The sequence below is a fragment of the Pseudoalteromonas spongiae UST010723-006 genome (genome assembly GCF_000238255.3).
In the GTDB taxonomy this organism is placed as follows: domain Bacteria; phylum Pseudomonadota; class Gammaproteobacteria; order Enterobacterales; family Alteromonadaceae; genus Pseudoalteromonas; species Pseudoalteromonas spongiae.
The window spans coordinates 2,391,376-2,414,252 of record NZ_CP011039.1; the positions used below are offsets into that span (position 1 = coordinate 2,391,376).

Annotated in this window: 18 protein-coding genes and 1 tRNA gene; 10 read left to right on the forward strand and 9 right to left on the reverse strand. The window is 40.7% G+C overall.

The window, feature by feature from the left end; genetic code table 11:
• From PSPO_RS11100 to PSPO_RS11110, 3 genes are all read left to right on the forward strand, one after another.
• Entirely contained in the window at nt 1-432 is a 432-nt protein-coding gene (locus PSPO_RS11100) for a DarG family dialkylresorcinol biosynthesis protein (protein WP_010561845.1), read from the forward strand.
• Nucleotides 401-1,411, forward strand: coding sequence for a BtrH-related acyltransferase DarH (gene darH, locus PSPO_RS11105; protein ID WP_010561846.1), 1,011 nt, complete (start codon nt 401-403; stop codon nt 1,409-1,411). Before PSPO_RS11100 ends, darH begins: the two co-directional genes overlap by 32 nt.
• Nucleotides 1,412-1,578: 167 nt before the next feature.
• Nucleotides 1,579-3,867 (forward strand): TonB-dependent receptor plug domain-containing protein, encoded by a 2,289-nt coding sequence (locus tag PSPO_RS11110; protein ID WP_010561847.1) that lies wholly within the window; start codon nt 1,579-1,581, stop codon nt 3,865-3,867.
• 97 nt (nt 3,868-3,964) lie between these two features.
• Here the strand turns inward: PSPO_RS11110 and PSPO_RS11115 are convergent, their stop codons facing one another.
• Nucleotides 3,965-4,510 carry a YfiR/HmsC family protein gene (locus PSPO_RS11115; RefSeq protein WP_010561848.1) on the reverse strand — a complete coding sequence of 182 codons (546 nt, stop codon included), beginning with the start codon at nt 4,508-4,510 and terminating at the stop codon, nt 3,965-3,967.
• 163 nt (nt 4,511-4,673) lie between these two features.
• Here PSPO_RS11115 and PSPO_RS11120 point away from each other — a divergent pair, with 163 nt between their 5' ends.
• Nucleotides 4,674-7,346 carry a hybrid sensor histidine kinase/response regulator gene (locus PSPO_RS11120; RefSeq protein WP_010561849.1) on the forward strand — a complete coding sequence of 891 codons (2,673 nt, stop codon included), beginning with the start codon at nt 4,674-4,676 and terminating at the stop codon, nt 7,344-7,346.
• A 103-nt stretch (nt 7,347-7,449) separates the two neighbouring features.
• On the opposite strand, the gene rimI is transcribed toward PSPO_RS11120, so the two are convergent.
• Together rimI and PSPO_RS11135 are read right to left on the reverse strand one after the other, a co-directional pair.
• Complete coding sequence (gene rimI, locus PSPO_RS11125; RefSeq protein ID WP_010561850.1) at nt 7,450-7,896, reverse strand: ribosomal protein S18-alanine N-acetyltransferase; 447 nt, start codon at nt 7,894-7,896, stop codon at nt 7,450-7,452.
• A 291-nt stretch (nt 7,897-8,187) separates the two neighbouring features.
• Nucleotides 8,188-8,264, reverse strand: a tRNA-Trp gene (locus tag PSPO_RS11135).
• 182 nt (nt 8,265-8,446) lie between these two features.
• On the opposite strand from PSPO_RS11135, the gene PSPO_RS11140 reads away from it, so the two are divergent.
• On the forward strand, nt 8,447-9,466 hold the full coding sequence (locus PSPO_RS11140; RefSeq protein ID WP_010561852.1) for a GGDEF domain-containing protein: 1,020 nt from the start codon (nt 8,447-8,449) through the stop codon (nt 9,464-9,466).
• A 55-nt stretch (nt 9,467-9,521) separates the two neighbouring features.
• Here PSPO_RS11140 and guaA read toward each other — a convergent pair whose 3' ends face one another.
• Both guaA and guaB read right to left on the reverse strand, forming a co-directional pair.
• Nucleotides 9,522-11,096, reverse strand: a complete 1,575-nt coding sequence (gene guaA / locus PSPO_RS11145; protein WP_010561853.1) for a glutamine-hydrolyzing GMP synthase — start codon at nt 11,094-11,096, stop codon at nt 9,522-9,524.
• 113 nt (nt 11,097-11,209) lie between these two features.
• Nucleotides 11,210-12,679 carry an IMP dehydrogenase gene (gene guaB / locus PSPO_RS11150; RefSeq protein WP_010561854.1) on the reverse strand — a complete coding sequence of 490 codons (1,470 nt, stop codon included), beginning with the start codon at nt 12,677-12,679 and terminating at the stop codon, nt 11,210-11,212.
• 131 nt (nt 12,680-12,810) lie between these two features.
• Here guaB and xseA point away from each other — a divergent pair, with 131 nt between their 5' ends.
• Genes xseA through PSPO_RS11165 form a run of 3 tightly spaced genes read left to right on the forward strand, consistent with a single transcriptional unit; the run spans nt 12,811 to nt 15,540 of the window.
• Nucleotides 12,811-14,163, forward strand: coding sequence for an exodeoxyribonuclease VII large subunit (gene xseA, locus PSPO_RS11155; protein WP_010561855.1), 1,353 nt, complete (start codon nt 12,811-12,813; stop codon nt 14,161-14,163).
• Nucleotides 14,153-14,629 carry a hypothetical protein gene (locus PSPO_RS11160; protein ID WP_010561856.1) on the forward strand — a complete coding sequence of 159 codons (477 nt, stop codon included), beginning with the start codon at nt 14,153-14,155 and terminating at the stop codon, nt 14,627-14,629. The genes xseA and PSPO_RS11160 overlap by 11 nt, the downstream gene beginning before the upstream one ends.
• A 59-nt stretch (nt 14,630-14,688) precedes the next feature.
• Nucleotides 14,689-15,540, forward strand: a complete 852-nt coding sequence (locus tag PSPO_RS11165; protein ID WP_084616520.1) for a substrate-binding periplasmic protein — start codon at nt 14,689-14,691, stop codon at nt 15,538-15,540.
• On the opposite strand, the gene cysE is transcribed toward PSPO_RS11165, so the two are convergent.
• On the reverse strand, nt 15,477-16,298 hold the full coding sequence (gene cysE / locus PSPO_RS11170; RefSeq protein ID WP_040641403.1) for a serine O-acetyltransferase: 822 nt from the start codon (nt 16,296-16,298) through the stop codon (nt 15,477-15,479). The genes PSPO_RS11165 and cysE overlap by 64 nt on opposite strands.
• A gap of 175 nt (nt 16,299-16,473) precedes the next feature.
• Between cysE and PSPO_RS11175 the strand changes: the two genes are divergently transcribed.
• The gene (locus PSPO_RS11175) at nt 16,474-17,655 is read left to right on the forward strand and encodes an MFS transporter (RefSeq protein ID WP_010561859.1); all 1,182 of its coding nucleotides are present in this window, start codon (nt 16,474-16,476) and stop codon (nt 17,653-17,655) included.
• An 8-nt stretch (nt 17,656-17,663) separates the two neighbouring features.
• Here the strand turns inward: PSPO_RS11175 and PSPO_RS11180 are convergent, their stop codons facing one another.
• Nucleotides 17,664-18,530, reverse strand: a complete 867-nt coding sequence (locus PSPO_RS11180) for a LysR family transcriptional regulator (protein WP_010561860.1) — start codon at nt 18,528-18,530, stop codon at nt 17,664-17,666.
• Nucleotides 18,531-18,634: 104 nt separating this feature from the next.
• On the opposite strand from PSPO_RS11180, the gene PSPO_RS11185 reads away from it, so the two are divergent.
• Nucleotides 18,635-19,099, forward strand: a complete 465-nt coding sequence (locus tag PSPO_RS11185) for an OsmC family protein (protein ID WP_010561861.1) — start codon at nt 18,635-18,637, stop codon at nt 19,097-19,099.
• Between the two features lie 45 nt (nt 19,100-19,144).
• On the opposite strand, the gene PSPO_RS11190 is transcribed toward PSPO_RS11185, so the two are convergent.
• Both PSPO_RS11190 and PSPO_RS11195 read right to left on the reverse strand, forming a co-directional pair.
• The gene (locus PSPO_RS11190; RefSeq protein ID WP_010561862.1) at nt 19,145-19,519 is read right to left on the reverse strand and encodes a hypothetical protein; all 375 of its coding nucleotides are present in this window, start codon (nt 19,517-19,519) and stop codon (nt 19,145-19,147) included.
• A 203-nt stretch (nt 19,520-19,722) separates the two neighbouring features.
• On the reverse strand, nt 19,723-22,596 hold the full coding sequence (locus tag PSPO_RS11195; protein ID WP_010561863.1) for a M16 family metallopeptidase: 2,874 nt from the start codon (nt 22,594-22,596) through the stop codon (nt 19,723-19,725).
• Nucleotides 22,597-22,877: the final 281 nt, after the last annotated feature.

Here is a 22,877-nt window from a genome sequence, read left to right on the forward strand (position 1 = left end):
GTGAAAAAAGATCAAGTCCCTCAGGACAATTCAAAAATTTACCAAGGGCAATCAAAGCTGGTATATGCCGTTGATGAAACGGGTCATTATGCCGGTGTAAAGTCGTCTGGCTGGGATGTCGAATCATTTGCCACCCAGTATGCTGTTGACGATCTTAATCAACAAGCCGAAGATACGTTAGCCGAGGTCCAGCAAGGCAAGGTTTCTGCACTTAAGTACCATATGCTTTGCGCACGTCACGATGTGTTATCCCTATCTCAAGTTACGGGCTTTTTTCAGTGGCAAATAAAACGCCATTTTAAGCCGCGCGTATTTAACACACTTTCAGCCAAAGCCCTCGCCCGTTACTGCGAGGCACTTGCCATTACCGAACAACAATTAAAGGAAATACCAGAGCAACATGACGCCAGTTTTAAACAACCTAGTGCATAACCAATCTTCACATTGCGAAAGTGGCGTTGTATCAAATATGCTATCAACCAATGGCTTCAACATTTCTGAGCCAATGGCGTTTGGTATTTCATCGGCAATGAGCTTTGCCTATTTGCCATTCGTTAAAGTAGCCGGTATGCCACTGATTGCTTATCGCATGCCACCAAAAACCATTATTAATACAGTGACTAAAAAGCTTGGCATTACCTTGCACCGAGAAAAATTCTCAAGTGCTGACAAAGGTATGGCAAAACTAGATGAGGTTTTAGCCGAAGGCAAAGTAGTTGGTTTACAAACCTCAGTTTATTGGCTGCCCTACTTCCCTGATGAAATGCGCTTTCACTTTAACGCACACAATTTAATGGTTTACGGAATTGATGCTAACGATCACTACCAAATTAGTGACCCTGTTTTTGAACATACTGTAACCTGCCCTAAACGTGATTTAGAAAAAGCACGCTTTAGTAAAGGTGCACTTGCACCAAAAGGCTTAATGTATTGGGTTGATAATGTGCCAAAAGAAGTCGATTTAACACCACATATTTATTCTGGCATAAAGAAAACAGCAAAAATGATGGCTGGTTTACCAGTTCCGGGCATTAACTTGTTTGGCACCCAAGGTATGGAAAAGTTAGCGAAAGATATTGAAAGACTCGATCGCAAACCAAAGAAATGCCGTCATTTATTCTTGGCGCATATTGTACGAATGCAAGAAGAAATCGGCACAGGTGGCGCTGGTTTTCGCTTTATGTTTGCCAGCTTTTTAGATGAAGCTGCAAACTATACAAACAATCAAGCAATGTTTGAAGCATCGCAAATGGCAACTGAAATCGGTGATAACTGGCGTAACCTTGCGTCGCTTGCTGTTAATCACTGCCGCAGTAAGACACCTGTACCACTTAGCGATATCGCGGCGCAGTTACGTGATTGCGCTAAGCAAGAAACAGAACTTAGAGCCCGCTTACTGGCAATTAAATAACCCAGATATTAGTAAGTAATTTCTTTATTACTGCCAACCTTAAGCCTATGTGTCGAGTTGTTTACAACCACTGCCATAGGCTTTTAGCATAAATACCTATTGCAACTAAACTGTGCTATCGTTGACCTATAAATCTAATAATATTCGATATTGAATGTGTAACAGCTATGGCGAGCCGAATTAATTTTCTCAGTGTTGCGATACTTTTAGCTATTTCAGCTCAAGCAAATCATGCTGACGCTATTGATTACGATTTAGAATCTCTACAAGCACTTAGCTTAAAAGACTTGCTCAATGTGCAAGTGCAAACTGCTAGCCGCAAAAAGCGCTCACTTCTTGATGCCCCCGCAAATATTAAAATAGTCACCGCAGAGCAAATAAAGCAACGTGGATACCAAAACCTGATTGATATCTTACGTGATGTACCCGGTTTTGATTTTAGCAATCACTATGATGGTGCTGGGGAATACACTAGCCACAGTATCAATCGTGGGATCGGTGGCACCCCAGGTAATGTGCAATTGCTCATTATGATTGACGGCATTGTACAAAACCATATCGCATTTAATTGGTCGCAGCCTTGGGGCAATCAGCAAATTCTCGCTGATATTGAACGCATTGAAATAGTACAAGGCCCAGGCTCTGCAAGTTATGGTGCCAATGCGTATTCGGGCGTTGTTCACTTTATTACAAAAAGTGCCGCAAACACATCAGGGCAGCGCATGAGCTTACTTGCCGGAGAGCACGGCACACAGTCTGCGCAGTTTATGCTTAACCATCAACTTTCAGAATTGCGCTTGCAACTTGCTGGTCGTTATTTTAAACGCGATGGAGATTCAGGGCTTGAAAGCTACGACCCTGCAGGCTACTTTGCCAATCATTTATTTCCGAATTATCAACTACAGAGTTATAACGCCAACGGCTACACCACAAATACGCCACACCCATTTGCTAACCAATATCAAGGCGCGGGATTTAATAACCAAAGCGATGATTCAGCATTAAGAGGTAAACTAGTTTGGCAAAATCCACATCAGTATAAGCGTGGCATTCAACTCATTAAGGTAGGCTTTAATACTTGGCAGCAGGAACAAGGTCTCGGCAGCTATGTAACAGGTTTTGAATACCAAACACGCGATGCATCGTATAAAAAGCACCAAAGCGCACAGCACTATTACTTAGATTTTGACTATCAATATTCGCCCGAGCTGATATTGCAAACGCGGATATGGCAAAGAGAAAACGAACAAAAACCCGATACCGGCTTTAAGTACAGCTATCGCTTTGTAGATTTAATAAAAAGTTATCATAGCGTGAGTGAGCAACGCGCATTTGAACAACAACTCAATATCTCAAAGCTATACGATATAGACTGGCAAATTGGTTATCGCTTAATGCGCTCAAAGAAAATGGGCCAAGTGGTTTCGCTCGGCGATTATCAAATAGGTCAACAAGCTTCAACATCATCTGATTGGTTAGCGGCAGAGGCTGGATTAGGACTCAATGTATACAGCGAATACCCTCTTGAGCATGTTGATGAACAAGCGGTGTATGTAGAAGCCCAAGGCTACCTAAATGATCGTCTAAATTACACCTTAGGAATGCGCTATGACCACAGTGATGCCTACGGCGGAACAACGAACCCAAGAGCTGCAATTAACTATAACGCCAGCCAGAGCTTAGTGTTTAAACTGCTCTATGGACAAGCCTTCCGCGAGCCAAGTATTTTTGAGCTCAATGATGAGTTTCGTGGCAATCCAAACCTAAAACCAGAACAAGTCAGAACCACTGAGCTTGTTAGCCATTATTTTTACGAACAGCAAAAACACCAGTTAGATATAAAGACAGCATTCTACTACAGCCAAGAAGATAACCGTATTAGGCTAGATATTAGTGATGAGAATAATAATTTCCGCTACGACACTAGCAGAACAGTGAGCTATGAAAACGCAAAACACAGCGACTATTGGGGCATCACGTTAGATACGAGTTATACCTACAATCAAAGTATATCGGCGTACTTTAATTATCATTACTCCGATGGCGACCAAGATTTAACAGCGAATGCGCTTAATCACACCACAGATCACAAAATTAATTGGGGCATTAATTACCGCGTTATGCCAAACCTTACAATTGACTTACGCGCAAATCACCTAATCAATCGCAATGCACCAACCAGTAACGCTTATTTTGATAAGCATGCACCTAGTTTATCGCTATATAACTTAGTGCTATCAGCACCAAATTTAACAATTTCGGGCATAAACCTTACACCACAACTCATTGTTAAAAACCTATTTGATAAAAAATACACCTTGGTTGGTAGGCAAGATGGCGCCAGCGACATTAATGAGTATGATATTGAGCGAAATGCCGATCCTCAGGGTTTCACACCAGCCTATCACCCGCAAATGGGACGCACCCTAGCGTTACAAGTATTGGTAAGCTTTTAATCGACTATTTAAATGAAATTGAAAAGGTAGTTAAGCACGTTAGTACTTATTAAGAGGCGTGTGAAATAAAAGGGTTAATTGTTTAACCTAATAGCGGTTAGTTATAAAGCGTTGCAATATCGAGCACAGTTTTATCCCAGCTAAGTCCTGTTGCATCACTGCTCTTTTTATTAAGAAAGAACATTGGGCGGCCATTTTTAACACTTAGCCCCAATGTAATGCCCTGCTTTACCAAATCAATTTCATTAGTCACCAGCAAGCTATTAAACTTCAAACTATAAATAAGTGCATCACTTAAATTTACTTGGCTATCAAGGTAAATAATATCGTAAGCTTTGTTTGGCAGTGTGTTACCAAACTTAATATCACCTAGCTGCTCGTTGCGCTGTTTGGCCTTTAGTAAATTAAACGCCTGGAACACTGCTTGGTCATTAATAACAAAAATAGAAAGCTTAGGCTTAACTGACAATGCCTTTTCATATGGCATTAACTTGGAAAGTAATACAACCTGCAAATTTGCCGGCAATTCACTGGCCATGCAAAATGTTGATACGCTGAAAAGCACTAACGATAGTACGAATAGCCGTTTTAACTTATTAACTGAGTTTAGCAACACTGTTCGACTATCATCTTGCAGTAACACTTACACATAATGCTTATTTGATACTCCTTTTCGATAAGCTATCGTATTCCAAAACGACAATGCAACATACATGCAAATTATTGTACTGATTGTAATTATATTCTTATACTAGTACAAAAATATGCTAGATTATAGAAGAACTTTTGCTGAAAAATGGAAAACGATGAATAACAACAAGTTGAGTGTAAGACTGCTGTGGTATATTACTCCCCTTGTGATTATTCCTATGGCAATTCAAGGGGTGTTCTCCCTTTCCAACGTTACCAGTTCTTCTGAAAAACAAGCCGAAGCAATTGTTACACGCTTTGTCGAACAGCAAGTATCAAAAAGCCAAAATTACACACAGCTATACAGTTCCATTATTGAGTTACTTTCCGCCTCGCCCGACCTCAGCCAGTATTTAATTTACAGTTACGATGAGCGCAATCGTCCATCAAAACAGCGAACACAATTAGTCTCGGCACTGGTGGATGAATTTGGTAACTACGTCGATTCATTTTCTCATATACTCAGCATTGGTGTAATTAACCCGCAAGGCGAAGTACTAAGTTACTATCCCAAAGCGGTGCTTGAAACACGGGAAAGTTACCCGTTTAGCGAACAGCTGAAAAATAGCCGCAAACAACAAAATTTGTTTTTCGTTACAGAGAACGACAACACCTCGATTTACCTAACCTATCGCTTATTTGATTCACGATTTACGCTCGACTCACCCAAAGTCTTGGGATATTTAATTTTTCATATCAATAACAGTGAAATTGCGAAAAGTGTTGCCAATAACTACTTTTCTGACACGGTCAATTTCATTATGGATAGTTCAGGTAAAATCCTATTCTGCAATCAAGTTGATATTAATAACCGCTATGTATCTGAATTTGAGCTGCAATTACTGAAAAAAACAGCCAATACTGGCCTTTTTAGTCAAGTGGCACTGCGTACGTTAGCTGATGAGAAGCGTATGATCTTAGCGCATTCAATGGGCAATGATTTATACTTTGTGACCGCGCTAAATAAGGAGTCTCTCTATAAAGCAGGTAAAACCATAACCATGTACACCGCATTATTAATTCTTGCGACTGCGGTATTTTTACCTGGCATTATTTTCTTAGTTGTACGTCGCATGCTTTTAAAGCCGATTGAGTCACTTGCCGAAGCTAGCCACAAAGTGGGAGACGGTAACCTCAACGTCAAACTACCAATCGACCGCAGTGACGAATTAGGTATGTTATTTCAAGATTTTAACCATATGGTTAATCAAATTAAGCAATACCAAAATGAATTACTCGACTACCGTGAGCACTTAGAAGAAAAAGTTGTTACGCGTACTCAAGCCATCGCAAAAATTAACAAAAAGCTCGAAAAAGCAATAATTGAAGCTGAGCAAGCTAACCATTTGAAAAGCCGTTTCCTTGCCAATATGAGCCATGAAATTCGCACGCCACTTACGGCAATTATGGGCTTTACCGAAACCATCTTAACGCAAGAATCAAATAACAAAAAAGCCAAGTATTTAAGTACCGTATTGCGCAACTCTAAGCACTTGCTTGAGCTTATTAATAACATTCTCGACCTTTCTAAAATTGAAGCCGATAAACTCGAAGTTGAAACACGTGCATTGGAGCTTATTCCGTTTATTAACGATATTAAAAGCGTGATTGAGCCAATGGCGACGGATAAGAAGCTTACTTTAAGCCTAAATATCGAATACCCGTTACCAAGCATTATTCATAGCGATGAAACGCGTCTTAAACAAATACTGCTCAATATTTGTAGCAACGCCGTTAAGTTTACCGAAAAAGGCGAAGTGGCATTAAACGTTCGTTATTCACCTTCAACTGAGAAACTAATCTTTACCGTGATTGATAGTGGTATCGGTATGTCACAACAAGAACAAGAACGCGCCTTTAAACCATTTGAGCAAGCCGACATCAGTACTACTCGTAAGTTTGGTGGTACAGGGCTAGGTTTATGTATCGCTAAAAACTTAGCACAGATATTGGGTGGCGATATCACTGTAAACAGCAAGCTAAGCGAAGGCAGTACCTTTGAAATAATCGTGGCAACAAACAATCAAAATCAACAAATTACCATGATTAACAGCGCCGATTCAGCTCAAGCAATGTTAAAAGAAGAAGACACAACCCATGCCCAGCAATTTGAAGGAAACATTTTGGTCGCGGAAGATAATAAAGACAACCAAGACCTGATCCGCTTATTGCTCAGTCAATGGGGCATCTCACCTGACTTTGCCAATAATGGCGCAGAAGCAGTAGAGCAAGCATTAACCAATGATTACGACCTCATCCTAATGGATATGCAAATGCCGGTAATGGGTGGCTTAGAAGCGACGGAAATGCTGCGTAATGCAGCCTTTGATGGGCCAATTGTTGCGCTAACGGCAAACGTAATGAAAAACGATGTTGACGCTTACCTAGAAGCAGGGTGTAACAAGGCGCTTGCAAAGCCAATTGATAAATCACAGCTTGAACAAACATTACAACAATTTTTGGCACTTGATCGCAGCAGTCAGCAAAACTGGGAAGAGTTATTCCAAGGCGAGCGTTTTAAACAAATCAGTAGCAATTACAAAGCTAAACTACCTAATTTATTAGAACAAATCGCTCATTTAAATGAGCAACAAGATCTCAATGAATTACTCGCATTAGCCCACAGCATCAAAGGCAGCGCGGGTTGTTTTGGCTTTAATCATATTAGTGATGCCGCCGCGGAATTAGAATCTTGTATTCGCGACCATAATGAAGATGGCCTTGATTATCATATTCTCAAACTTGAGCAAGCAATTATATTTATTCTTAATCTAAAAGAGGAAGATTAGGGCTAGCTAAATATGTGGTTAGGTATAGCGTTGTAAGGGGAATGCTTAACCCAAAATAATGATTCGTTATCTAGATGAATTAATGAAGCAGCTGTTTTTATAACTAAAAACTAAGCGCCATTAATATCGCGTCTTCACGACCAAACTCGCTCGGATAGTAATTTTTACGCACACCTGTTTCAACAAAATCAAATGCAGTGTAAAGATGAATAGCGGCTAGATTCGACTGTCGCACTTCTAAAAATACATTCTCGCCATTTGCCGCTTTTACAACACCCAACAAATGAGTAAGCATAGCTTTAGCAAGCCCTTTACCTTGATATTCAGGGTTAACACAAATATCCATCAGGGTATAATCAGGGCCTACTTGCTCTAAAATGTAAAAGCCTTTCAGAGCATTATTATCAAAGTATCCATACGCGCTGTAACGCCCCAACAAACACGATGCCATTAGTTTTTCAGACATAGGAAAAGCATGGCATTGCTGTTCAATAGCCATTAAATTCTGCAAATAGGTTTGGTCTAATTTTACGATTAAATCTGTTGCCATAACGTGTGCCACAATGCTTTTTTTTGTTCGCCGGTTAATCCCAAATTATTTACTTTTACTAATCCTGCGCTTATTTCAAAAGGCACATTAAGATCAGTAAACACTAGCTTAAATCCGGCTGATTCTAGCATCAAATTAAGGTCAATTTGTAACTGAGCGTTGTTTTGCTGGATTAAATTGTCGCTTTGTTTGAGCTGAAGCAATTCTATATCAAAAATTGTAGCTAACCAGTTTGTAACCATAATGACAAAAAGATTATAAATTTAGAAAGTAAGAAGGTAATAAAAGAAGTGGCAGGGGCGACAGGACTCGAACCCGTAACCGTCGGTTTTGGAGACCGCTGTTCTACCAATTGGAACTACGCCCCTGCAATGACGTCGCATTATAAGGACTCTTTGCTAAAGGTAAAGAAAAAAATAACATAATTCAGTTTGGATGCTTAAAATAACAGCAAAATCAAATTTTACGATTGACCAATAATTATATTTGTTCGAAAATTAATAATTAATTATGAAAAAAATACAGAACGGAGTCTGGAGCAGAGGTAATTTTGCAAAAAGATCTCTTAAACTCGGTCGTAAAAATTACACGACACCGCGATGTAGACTCACTCGAATTAAGCTTATTGTCGACAATTAGTGAATTTCTGCAACCAACAGAAGCTGCACTTTACAAAGACCTTTCACGTTTTAATGGCAAGGGCATAGAGTCGAGTGCCTCCTTGTTATGTGACGAACAGGGAAAAATTCACTGGCGTTCACGCGAGATTATTGAAGAGCCAACAAAAGAGCTGCAATGCTGCCTTGAGTCTGCCTGCACAATCAGCTTGCAAGACAAATCAGGCAACGAAACACGCTGGATCCCCGTCGTGATTGACGACCAAGTATCAGGCGCTGTGTATATTGTTGCTAAACACCTTAGCTCCAGTGAGCAAGTCACGCTAAATGCGCTCTGTCGCATTTATGAAAACTACTTAACCATTCTTAACGAAAGTGAACGCGATAAATTAACCGGCTTACTCAACAGACAAACGTTTGAACGCAAGATAAAACAACTGCTGGAAGACCAGCTACACTCGCATAATACGCCACAATTACAGGGCAACCGTAACAAACGTTATGACGAGTCATCTTGGCTAGCTATTCTTGATATTGACCACTTTAAACAAGTTAATGATACCTACGGACATGTATGCGGTGATGAAGTACTGTTGACGCTTGCGCAAAAAATGCAGCTCTTTTTCCGCTCCAGCGATTTAATTTTCCGCTTTGGTGGTGAAGAGTTTGTCGTAGTATTTGAACCGACAACACTTGAGCATATCACAGCAAAACTGGCAGAATTTCAGCAATATGTGCGAGACAACAAATTTCCATTTGTCGAACAGTTAACATTGAGTATTGGCTTTTCGAGAATGAGTCCTTACGACTTCCCTATTTCGGTGATTGAGAACGCCGACAAAGCGCTTTATGTAGCAAAAAATAGCGGGCGAAACCAATGTGTCTATTACGGCAATATTCTCGATGAAGATAGCCAAGAACACCCTTCCGCTGATGACGTCGAATTATTCTAAAACATAAAAAATGCCAGCTACTAGCTGGCATTTTTATATCTCAAACTAAGTAGGATTATTCCCACTCAATCGTCGCTGGCGGCTTACCAGAAATATCGTAAACCACGCGCGAAATACCATCGATTTCATTGATAATACGGTTTGATACTAAACCTAAGAAATCATACGGTAAGTGTGACCAACGCGCTGTCATAAAGTCGATTGTTTCAACACAACGAAGTGATACAACCCAATCATATTTACGCGCATCACCCATTACACCTACAGACTTAACCGGTAGGAAAACCGTGAATGCTTGTGACACTTTATGGTAAAGATCCGCTTTGTGTAGCTCTTCAATAAAGATCGCGTCAGCACGACGTAGTAAGTCACAGTATTCTTTCTTAATTTCACCAAGAACACGAACACCTAAGCCTGGACCTGGGAATGGGTGACGGTAAAGCATGTCGTATGGCAGACCCAATTCAAGACCAATTTTACGTACTTCGTCTTTAAATAGTTCACGCAGTGGCTCAACAAGGCCCATTTCCATATCTTCAGGTAAACCACCTACGTTATGGTGAGATTTGATTACGTGCGCTTTACCCGTAGCTGATGCCGCAGATTCAATTACGTCTGGGTAAATTGTACCTTGCGCTAACCATTTAGCATTTTGACGTTTGCCAGCTTCTTCATCGAATACTTCAATGAACGTGTGGCCAATTGACTTGCGCTTAGCTTCTGGCTCATCAATTCCTGCAAGGTTCGCTAAGAAACGGTCTTCAGCGTCTACTTTGATAATGTTAAGGCCAAATTTATCGCCAAACATATCCATTACTTGCTGACCTTCATTTAAACGAAGTAAACCGTTATCAACAAATACACAAGTGAGTTTATCACCAATTGCACGGTGAATAAGCATCGCCACAACTGATGAATCAACACCACCTGATAGGCCAAGAATAACTTCGTCATCGCCTACTTTTTCTTTAATACGCGCAACCGCATCTTCAATAATTGATGCTGGTGTCCATAATTTTTCACAGCCACAAATATCAATTACGAAACGCTCTAATAAACGTAAACCTTGGTGCGTGTGAGTTACTTCTGGGTGGAATTGTACACCATAGAATTTTTTCTCTTCCCAAGACATAGCTGCATGTGGGCAAGTATCTGTTTTAGCTGATGTTAAAAACGTTTCAGGAATTTCAATAACCTTGTCGCCATGGCTCATCCAAACGTCAAGTTTGCCAATGCCATCTTCGATGTGATCTTCAATTGCATCAAATAGCGCACAGTTACCTACTTTTTCAACTTTCGCGTAACCAAACTCTTTTTTATCTGAGCTGTGTACTTGACCACCAAGTTGCATTGCCATTGTTTGCATGCCGTAACAAATACCAAGTACCGGTACGCCAGCATTAAATACATACTCTGGAGCACGTGGGCTATTTTCTTCGGTCGTTGACTCAGGGCCACCCGATAAAATAATACCTTGCGGGTTAAATTCGCGAATTTGCTCTTCGGTTACATCCCATGCCCATAGTTCACAGTAAACACCGATTTCACGGATGCGGCGGGCGATAAGCTGAGTGTATTGCGAACCGAAATCTAAAATCAGTACGCGAGAATCATGAATATTTTTGCTCATTAGTTGTCTCTTTCTAAAAATCCAACAACTCGATTGAAAACGGCAATTTCAATCGGGATACAATTAACTAAGGCTAGCAAAAAGCTAGCCTTATCGATAAATAAAAGCGCGAATTAACCTAAACGGTAGTTAGGAGCTTCTTTTGTGATTTGTACATCGTGAACGTGCGATTCACCCATACCTGCAGCGGTAACACGTACAAATTGCGGCTTAGTGTTAAGCTCTTCAATTGTTGCACAGCCAGTAAGACCCATAGCGCTGCGAATACCACCAACCTGTTGGTGAATAATGTTAGCAATAGGACCTTTATACGCTACGCGACCTTCGATACCTTCTGGAACCAGCTTCTCTTCTGATTTAGCATCTTGGAAGTAACGGTCAGATGAACCTTCTTTTTGGTTCATTGCACCTAAGCTACCCATACCACGGTAAGATTTGTAGTAACGGCCTTGATAAAGCTCAACTTCACCTGGTGCTTCTTCCGTACCAGCTAGCATAGAACCAACCATCACCAGTGATGCCCCCGCAACAAGTGCTTTCGCAATATCACCAGAGAAACGAATACCACCATCAGCAATAACCGGAATATCACGGCCTTTTAAGCCTTCAACGGCATCTGAAATTGCAGTAATTTGTGGCACACCACAACCTGTTACGATTCGCGTAGTACAAATTGAACCTGGACCAATACCTACTTTAACAGCGTTTGCACCAGCATCAGCAAGAGCTACTGCGCCTTCAGCTGTTGCTACGTTACCTGCAACGATTTGTAAATCTGGGAATGCTTCACGGGTTGCTTTTACGCGGTCGATAACACCTTGTGAGTGACCGTGAGAAGTATCGATAAGCAGAATATCAACACCCGCTTCAACTAACGCAGCAATACGCTCATCTGTGCCTGCGCCAACACCAACAGCCGCACCTACACGTAAACGACCTTGTTCGTCTTTACATGCATTTGGTTTATCTTGTGCTTTTTGGTAATCCTTAACAGTAATCATGCCTTTAAGTTTAAAGTCATCATTAACAACTAAGATTTTTTCGATACGGTGCTCGTGCATTAGGCCTAAAATCGTTTCACGATCTGCGCCTTCTTTTACTGTTACCAGCTGCTCTTTCTTAGTCATTACTGTTGAAACAGGTTGGTCTAGTTTTGTTTCAAAACGCATATCGCGGCTTGTAACAATACCAACTAGGTTGTTTTCAGCATCAACAACAGGGAAACCTGAGAAACCTTTATCGTGTGCTAATTGAAGTGCACCGGCAATTGTCAGGTCTGCAGTAACAGTAACTGGGTGAGAAACAATGCCCGCCTCATACGTTTTAACTTTACGTACATTGGCAGCTTGCTCTGCAATTGTCATGTTCTTGTGAATGAAACCAAGACCACCTTCTTGCGCTAACGCAATCGCTAAACGCGCTTCAGTAACTGTATCCATAGATGCAGAAACGATTGGCAGATTTAGTTCAATTGTTTTCGTTAGACGAGTTTTAAGGTTAGCTGTATGTGGTAATACAGTTGAGTGGCCTGGTACTAATAGTACGTCATCAAAGGTTAAAGCTTCTTTAGCGATCCTAAGCATTTGCAACTTCTCATGATATCTGTGGGTGTAGGGAGTTGCGGGTGGATTTTATCAGCGAATTTCATTCTAGTAAAATAAAATTTAATGTTTTGTGGTAGAATATTTTCCATTCAGCGCTAAATCATACTGTTATGTTGCAAAATCAGATACAAAAAGTTTATACCGTTTCCTTGCTCAATAAAGAGATACGCTACTTACTCGAACAAAATTTCTTTTCATTGCAACTCACAGGTGAAATATCTAATTTTATTTCGCCGAGTTCAGGCCATTGGTATTTCAGTTTAAAAGACGATAACGCACAAATTCGCGCAGCTATGTGGCGCGGTAATAATAGAAGTGCCACATTTAAACCAAAAAATGGCGACCAAGTACTGGTGCGTGCTCGCGTATCACTTTATGAACCTCGCGGCGATTATCAGCTTATTGTTGAGCACATCGAGCCTGCAGGTGAAGGTCAGTTAAAACAACAGTTTGACGCGCTTAAAATGCAACTTGCTGGCGAAGGCTTATTTGCCAGTGAATTTAAAAAGCCCTTGCCCAATAATATTCGCCGTTTAGGGGTTATTACCTCACCTACTGGCGCTGCAATTAAAGATATTCTCACCGTACTGGAAAAGCGCGCGCCGCAACTAGAGGTAGTAATTTACCCAGCATTGGTGCAAGGAAATGAAGCGCATCTACAACTTATTGAACAATTACAGCTTGCTAATCAGCGCAATGAAGTGGATGTCATTATTCTTGGACGCGGCGGCGGCTCAATGGAAGATTTATGGTGCTTTAACCACGAAATGCTCGCGCGCGCTATTTTCGCGTCTCAGCTGCCTGTAGTAAGTGCTGTTGGTCATGAAATTGATACCACTATTTCAGATTATGTTGCAGATTTGCGTGCGGCAACACCATCGCAAGCGGCCGAAATTGTCAGTCCAGATAAAAATCACTTAGTGCAAAACATCGATGTGCTACAAAATCGATTGCACCACTTTATGGCAAAGCGCCTGCAAAATGCGGCTCACAGCTACCAAGTATTAGAACAGCGTTTGCTGCGTTACCACCCTAGTAACCAATTAAATCAGCAGTCTCAGTTACGAGACGAGCTTGAAATACGCTTACTCAACAGTATTCAACGAAAATTAGAGCAAGCAAAATATGCGCAACATACATTGCAAAATAGACTCGAAAAAGCCACTCCCGAAAAGCGATTAAGTCACGCGCAGCAACAGTTGCATAATCTGGTTAGCAGGCTTCAAAGCAGTCAAGCAAAGCAATTAGAGTCTGCAGAAAAACAACTTGCGGTATTAGCGGCAAAACTCAATGCCACCAGCCCGCTTGCGGTATTAGCGCGGGGCTACTCAATGACGCAAAAAGATTCTAGCGTGGTCACCTCTGTCTCTCAAATTACTGAAGGCGACAACATTGTCACACAATTTGCCGATGGCACTGTTACCAGTAAAGTCTCACATGTGAGTGCTAACGATGATCAATAAATCACTTATCAAACACGCTCTTATTGAGCAGCTTGAAGCGAGCTTGGCGGTTGCAGTGCAATCGGCAAAACACGCACATCAAGATGCCACTCACGAGCAAAGTAAGGCCGAAACCCAATACGACAGCCTCGGCATCGAGATGGCTTATTTAGCTGAAGGGCAAAGTAAACGCATTGAAGCGCTTAGACAAGAAATTCAAGTACTTAAAGAATCGATAGAGCCAATTAGCAATCAGAAAATACAACTAGGCCATTTAATTAAGCTCGAAAATTGTGACGATGAAAGTGTGTTATGGGTTTATATTTTAGCCGTTGCAGGTGGTAATAAAGTCACTCTAAATAATGTTGATATTCAAATTGTTACACCAAGTGCCCCCATAGCTAAAAAGCTACTAAAGCAATCCATTGACGATATTGTTAGCTTTGACTGGCAAGCAACTGAATATGAAATTATCGAAGTTGTTTGAGTCTTATCAATAAGTGTGTTTTGATTAAAACTATAAGTGTTATCGATTGGTGTAACCTGATGTATCGCATATCCTTTTTCATTGTGTTGATGACTATTTGCCTACCGGCGTTTAGCTGTGAAATAACCATGGGTTATCGCACAAGTGCACGATTACCACTTATCGCCGCAATGCCAACCAATCAAGGGCTGTACAAAGCCATATATCAACGAGCTGCACAAAATATTAACTGTAAGTTAGTCATAAAGCGCGCGCCAAAAAAACGCATTATTAAACTGCTTAACGAAGGTGCCATCGACTTTTATCCCGGTTATGGCTTTAATCAGACGCGTAGCGAATTTACTCACTTTTTCGAAAATGGCCTCACCAGTCATAGCGTGGTGATCACACACCGAAATGTTGCCAAGATAGATAATTTAAAACAACTGGAAAACAAAGTACTGTTAAAGCCCTATGGTGGCAGAAAGTCGGCCATTGAAGAGCGAGATATAATGGTGCGATACGGGCAAGATTTAGGTATTGCCGATGCAATCAAAGTAATTGAAAAAAAGCAGGCTGACTTTTTTATTTACAACAAAGCGTCGATTGATTATTACCTAGCGCAGCAGCCAAATGCACAGATTAAAATTCACGACTGCTGTTATTTAGCAAAACCAATGCATTTTGGGTTTTCAAGAAAGTCGAAGCACTATGAATCGTCGCTCAACCCAAACTACTTGCCAGAGCAAGCTGTGTCGGTCAACAACGTACCTTATTTGGTAAATAAAGGAAGCGTTGCCAGCGCATTCGCTAACGCAGTGAAAGCACTGGCCGAAAATGGAGTAATTAAACAGTTAGAGCAGCAATATTACAGTGCAGCACTCGACAGTGAACAACCAGCCTCTTCAGACATATCAGCAACAAAACACTGATCCATAGTTTCTGCAGGGCAACCTGACGTGGTTTTGCCAACCACTTTAGCTGGCACACCAACGACAGTAGTATGCGCATCAACATCGGCAATTACGACTGAACCCGCGCCAATTTTCGCATCTTCACCAACATCAATGTTACCTAGTACTTTTGCTCCCGCACCTATTAATACGCCGTGGCGGATTTTCGGGTGACGATCGCCTTGTTCATTACCTGTACCACCTAACGTAACCCCTTGCAGAATCGATACGTTATCTTCAATAACGGCGGTTTCGCCCACTACAATGCCAGTTGCGTGGTCAAACATAATGCCTTTACCCACTTTACATGCAGGGTGAATATCAACACCAAACACTTCTGAGTTGCGGCTTTGAATAAATTGCGCGAGCTCTTTTCGGTCTTGGCGCCATAGGCAATGTGCTAAGCGATGTACTTGAATTGACTGAAAGCCTTTTAGATTCAATAGCACGGTTAGGTAGTTATCAACCGCAGGGTCGCGATCACGCACCGCTTTAATATCGTGCGCAACGTTATCAAGCATGGTGTCGCAATTAACAAATGCTTGGTCGAATAACTCGCGGAAAGTGAAAGCTGAAACTACCGCATCAGATAATTTATTAGCGACAATAAAGCTTAATGCAGACCCTAAACACTCATGGTTAAGTACACACGAATAAACGTGACTTGCCAATAACGGCTCTTTTCTTACTAAGGCTTCTGCTTCTTTACGTAATTCTTGCCAAATTGTATGACGCATAACAACACCAATCACTTTAACTACTTTTAGCTGTATAGCTTAATTTTAAACGAGTTTAACGCTTTTTGTTAACTTGAGTAAGTAATTAAAGATAAGTTGTTAGACTGATTTATTTGCCTTTAGATAAATGTGTGCTAGAAATAGTCCCCTTCATAACCAAACGCAGCCTCTAAATATGAACAAAAATGTTGTACTTTTAGCCTTTTGCCAAGGACTTATCACAACCGGTAATATTTTGCTTGTGACCATCTCAGCCCTTGTTGGAAAAGCGCTAAGCCCGAGTACCACATTTATTACTTTTCCCGTTGCCATGCAAATGTTGGGGCTACTAGTTACTACGATTCCTGCGTCGCTGATTATGGCTAAAACGGGTCGAAAGCTGGGCTTTAGTTTAGGCAATAGCATTGGCATTAGCGGCGCCGTGCTTGGCTTTTTTAGTTTATTGGCAAGCCAGTTTTGGTTATTTAGCTTCGCTACTTTTTTAATTGGGATTGGTATTGGCTTTGCTACGCTGTATCGTTTTGCAGCAATTGAAGCCAGTGACAAACCTGCTGTGGCAATCTCTACAGTGATGGCAAGTGGTGTTGTAGCCGCGATACTCGGCCCTAATTTAGCTGTTTGGGTAAACCATCACTACCCTACGCTCAATTATGCTAATGCATTTATTGCACTCGCATTTTTATATTCAATTGCGCTAATGCTACTACAGCTCGTTAAATTTAATGAGGTTTCACATAGCCAAAATAATGGTGAAAGCAGACCATTAAAAACCATTATTAGCGCGCCTAAGTTTATGACTGCAGTGTTTATTGCCATGGTGAGTTACACGGTGATGAACTTATTGATGACAGCAACACCACTGGCGATGCATCGCCATGGCTTTGACTTAGCACAGTCAGCACTGGTGATTGAATGGCACGTATTGGGCATGTTTTTACCGTCATTTTTCAGTGGTAAATTAATAGAGCGATTTGGCCAGGTCACCATGATGTATGCGGGTATTGTTTTAATCGCCCTTTGCTGCTTTGTGAACCTACTTGGCTTAAGCCATTGGCACTTTTTAGCTGCGCTCTTTTTATTGGGTGTCGGTTGGAATTTTATGTTTATTAGCGCGACGCAAATGGTGAGCCAAACTTACCTACCGCAAGAGCGCGCTAAAGCCCAAGCCACCAATGAATTTTTAGTGTTTAGCATGGTAACCCTCTCTGCATTAAGTGCAGGTTGGTTAGAAGCCACCGTAGGTTGGCAAACATTAAACCTAGTTACCTTGCCGATTTTATTATTAACAATCGCGTGGCTAACAATTTATAAAATAAAGCAAAAAACGCAGCTAAAGGTTAACTTAACGACGAGCTAATACCCTTTTTAGCTAGTAAATTGTGCTTGCAACCATTGATACAAAATCGAGAGTTCAACTCGCTGGGTATGGCATTTAGGTGTGATAAAGTAATAACTAAATGGCAATGTGATTTGCGTTTCGCCAATGCGTTTTAGTTGCTTATCTTTAATTAAAGGTTTTACAAGTTGATGCCAAGCGAGTGCTTTACCTACACCATTTTTAGCTGCATTTAATGTAAGGCCCACTTCATCAAAGACAAATTGGGCTGGTGTTGTGGGTAGTTGAAAATGCTTTTGCCAATGTTGCCAACTAATGCCACCGGGCTTGTCTTCCATTCCTGCAGCGTAATGAATCAAAGGTAATTCATGCTGCATTTCATAAACATTTGACGCGCATACCGGATAAACCACTTCATCTGCCAGTTTTTTTGCAATGGCATTCGCATATTTGCCGTTACCAAAATGAACATGACAGTCTATATTTTGCTGCTCAAAATTAACGATTTGGTGCTGGCTAATAAAATGAATTTGATAGTCAGGAAGCAAAGTTTGCAGCTCGGCTAATTTATTCACCAATACACAAGAAACAACACTCGGGATCGCCGCTATAACCAGCTTTTTAACTTTCGGTGCTTGCGCTTTCTCAATACCAAACTCTATTTCTGAAAACGCTTTTTTAACTGAGCTATAAAGCTGTTTAGCTTCGCTGGTAAGTGCCACACCTTTTGATTGGCGAATAAACAATTTTACATCTAAATGCGTTTCTAGCTGCTTCATTTGATGACTTACGGCACTTGGCGTAAGGTGCAATAAATCACTGGCCCGACTAAAATTAAGCTGTTCAGCGACGACAACAAAGGTGTATAAATTGGGTAATTGGCTGCTAATCGACATTTATGATTCAAATTAAATTCATATCACTTAAAAATATTATCACTTTCTTTAACAACAGATAACAAGCAAAATTAGTTTAAACCCGTTTTAAATTAGGAAATAAGATGTCGCAGCACAGTGCACAAATTGAATGGCAAAAAGCGCCAGATGAGATGTTTACCGATGGGCGTTACAACCGTGTTCACCAGTGGCATTTTGATGGCGGTTTTTCAATGCCTGCATCGCCCTCTCCTATGATAGTACCGATGCCTTTTTCAAACCCTGAGTTTGTTGACCCTGAAGAAGCTTTTATTGCCTCGCTCGCAAGTTGTCATATGTTGTTTTTTCTGCACTTTGCTGCCGATAAAGGCATTGTGATTGAGCGTTATACCGATAACGCAATTGGCAAACTTGCTAAAAACGATGATGGCAAACTATGTATTACCGGTGTGACGTTAAAACCCGAGGTGATATTGGCAGATGAATCGATTACACATAAAAAAAGCTTGGCAGAGTTACACCACCAAGCTCATGAAGCGTGCTTTTTAGCGCGTTCGGTAAATTTTGAAATTACCGTAGAGTGCGCTTAATTTAGCAGTCGCTAGTATGCTAGTTGATGAACTAGCATACGCTAATTACATTGTGAACAGCTGTGAATCAATTGTACGAATAAGGTTATTTACCCACTTACCGTATTTTTTGTGAATGCTATCACCATCATATTTCAAGTTAAGTGAATCACGGTACTTAATCGTGTACGTCTTTGCGTCGTAATGAATGCCTACTTTAACTTGCGTACCACGCCAATTAAGTAAACCAGCAATGACGCCATCGCTTTCAACTTTACATGCCCACTGACGCTGCTGGCAGCCGCTTAAAATTGCCTTTTCAACTGACTCTTTAGTCATGTTTGACGCATTTACTTGTTGATTGTAGTCAGTTACAGGAATGGTTTTACATGCAGCGAGTGAAAGGGTTACTACTGCGATTAGCGCTATTTTTTTTAACATTGTTTAGTCCTTTATGTTTTGTGTTCATTTTAGCAACGTGATTATTTCATTGAAGTGCTTAATTATCCAGCATCTTTTTGTAATTACGCCAACGTTAAGCAAGTGCGCTTATCGCTTTTTATTACTTGATTATGTTTGTAATATTTCAAATTAAGCATAAAAAAGCCCGCCAATTGGCGGGCTGTTTACCGTGTTAAAAACGTTTATTTAAATACGTTTTTTACATCCATCACTTCGATGTTAGCTTTATCGATAGCTAGCTTGTAGCTTTCAATTACCTTATCTTCATCGGTAAGTGATTTTGGTTTTTCAGCATTATATTTAAGCGGAGAAACTGTTTCGTTTGCTAAACGCGCTTTCATGTCTTTTGCATCACCGGTAATAAATACATAGTGAATGTTTTTATTTTGCAGGTTGTCACGAATAACACGATTTACATCTTCAACAGTTAAGCTCGCAAGCTGCTTACGCACATACGCAACAAACTCACCAGTATTGTAGAACTTGCTATCAAGTGCATAACCTAGCTGGCGATCTTGGCTTGCAACCATTTGCGGCACAAAGTTAGTTAAGAAGTTACGAGTTGATTCGAAATCTTCTTTGCTCATGCCATTTTCAATTAGCTTATCTAATTCGTACTGGGCAACACGTGTTGCAAAGTGTGCATCATTATTAGAGCGTAGTGGACGCAACCAAATTTGGAAAATTTGCTCAGAACGACCTAAGTTAGCATCTGGTTTAGTTTGGTACATACCACGCGGGAAGTACTCAATATACGCGTAATCACCATAGTTCATACCACGAATTTGGCGAATACGCTGATACAAGAAGCTGTTTGAGTTACGGTGTTCACCAAAGTAAGAACGCATTAACCAAAGTGCCGCCCAATCTTTATCGCTACGAATCGTATCAATTGGGAAACCAAAGCTAACCGCTGTTGATTTAGCTGGTTTTTCTACGATGGTTGCATGACGACCTTCTAACTTAGGCGCATCAGCAACTGTTAAGCGCTTTTCACTGCCTTCAGGAAGCGTGCTTAAGTCTTTAAGCAGTCTTGCTTTTGCTGCATCTGACATGGCACCTGAGATACCGACATTTAATTTAGCTTGCGTAAATTCAGCTTTATAAAATGCTTTTAAATCTTCAAGTGTGAGTGCTTCTAAATCAGAAATATCGCCATAGTTGTAACTTTCGTAAGCGTGACCTTGGTAAAGCTTGCTGTATAACACTTCTTTGCCAAGCTCTTCATCATTAGATGCTTTTAGGCCTGCTTTGATGCCATCTAGCTGCTCTTTCTTTAAACGTTTAAAGTCGTCTTCACGCCAACCTGGATTAAGTAGTTGGTCACTAACAATTTTGTACCACTCGTCTACCTTGTCTTTATTAACACGGCCACGGAATGACACCATTTCTTTATCAATTTGTACGCCGAAGCTACCCGCAATTGGGTAAAGCGCTTTTTGAATTTCTTTGTAAGAGCGCGACTCAGAGCCACCGCGTGCAATCATATTAGCAGTGATTGCTGCAAGGCCTTTTTTACCTTCAGGATCTGCTGCTGCACCTGTGTAGAATAATAGGTTTACATCAACTAACGGTGAGCTGCTACGCATATCAAGTACAGAAAATTTTGCATCGCCTTGCGGTTTGCTCATTTCTGCAACAACACCGTTTAAGTCAACCTCTTGCTCAAAACCTTTTACCGATTTAAGTGCCGACATAGTCACAGTTGTACGGCCCGAATCAATAAAGTACTTATTGGCAATTTCACGAATATCTTCTGCAGAAATGCTATCTGCCGTCGCGTAAAGCTGATTAATAACTTCTGGATCACGTTCAAAATGCATGTAGCTCGCAAGAGTTGACGCAATTGCTTGCGATGAATCTAAGCCATTAACAAAGCTGTACTTTAGGTTAGACTTTAAGTTAGCAAGCTTATCTGCATCAACTAACTCAGTACGCGCTTTTGCATAAGTACGATTAATCGCATCACGTGCTTTTGCTAAATCTTCTTCTTTTTCAACCTTTACAAATACGTGCAATAAACCCGGATCTTTAGTTTCTGGGTTGTAAGTAAACATTTGGCTAGCAAGCTGTTTCTCAACAACTAACTCTTGGTAAAGCGCTGAGTTATTTGAGAAATATAATTGCGAGATTAAATCTACTGCAGCACGGTCTTTTTCCGTTGGCTGCCACGCAGGGCCTTTGTAAGAAACAAGTAACCAGTGGCCTGGTAAACCTTCGCTTTCTTTATGAAGGTATTTTGCCGCTGTTTGCTTTGGCTCTACTGGAATATCAGCAACATAATCGCCACGCTGCCAGTTACCCCAATGCTTTTTAACCAGTTCAATGGTATCGTTCGGGTCTACATCACCGGTAATAATGAGCGATACATATTCTGGCTTATAAAACTTTTTAAAGAACTCTTCACCGTAGGCCATTTGATCTGGCATTTTTTCGATGTCTTCAAAAAAGCCCATAGTGGTGTGTTTGTAAGTATGCTTTTCAAACGCTTCATTACGCACTGCACTTAATAGCTGACGAATTGGATTTGCATTGTTTTTAAGGTACTCACCTTTAACCGTCAGCGCTTCTGTTCTAAATTGCGACTCTGAATATTTTAGGTTTTGGAAAATATCACCTTTAATTTCTAGCACTGTTTCTAAATGCTGCTTTGAAAAATTAAGGTGGTAGTTGGTGTAATCGTTTGTGGTGTAAGCGCGGTTATCTACACCTGAATTTTTAAGAATATCAGAGTAAACATCTTGCGGGAATTTCTCAGAGCCTTTAAACATCATATGTTCAAAGAAGTGCGCAAAACCAGTTTTGCCAGCTTCAACTTCGTTACGTGAACCTACTGATACTGGAATTTGCAGTGAGACTACATCTGGGTAATCTGTTTTAACCACCATAACGCGAAGACCGTTATCAAGCTCTTCTAGCACGTAATCTTGAGCAAATACTTTGTTTTCAGCTTTTACTGACGTGGTAGCTTGTGCATTATTTGATGATGTTGTGCTATTACAACCAGCAAGTGATAGTGCAATTACTACACTTGCTGCAACCAATTTAAGTTTCATACTGTTTCCCTTGGTTTGGATTATTTTTCTATAGAATTTTTCTAAACTTGGTAATTATGGCGATGTTCGCAATGTTAAGCGAGCAATTGCGGTAAATGGGTGTAAATGTTTTGCAACATTAAGTTTCAGAATAAAGGACTTAGAGTTCAGAACTCAGAATTAAGGTTTGAGTGCGACATCTGAGACCTGAAACCTGAAACCTGAAACCTGAAACCTGAAACCTTCACACTATGAATTTCCCTCAAGTTCTATTTCAATTTTTTTCAGTCGCAATTTTAAAT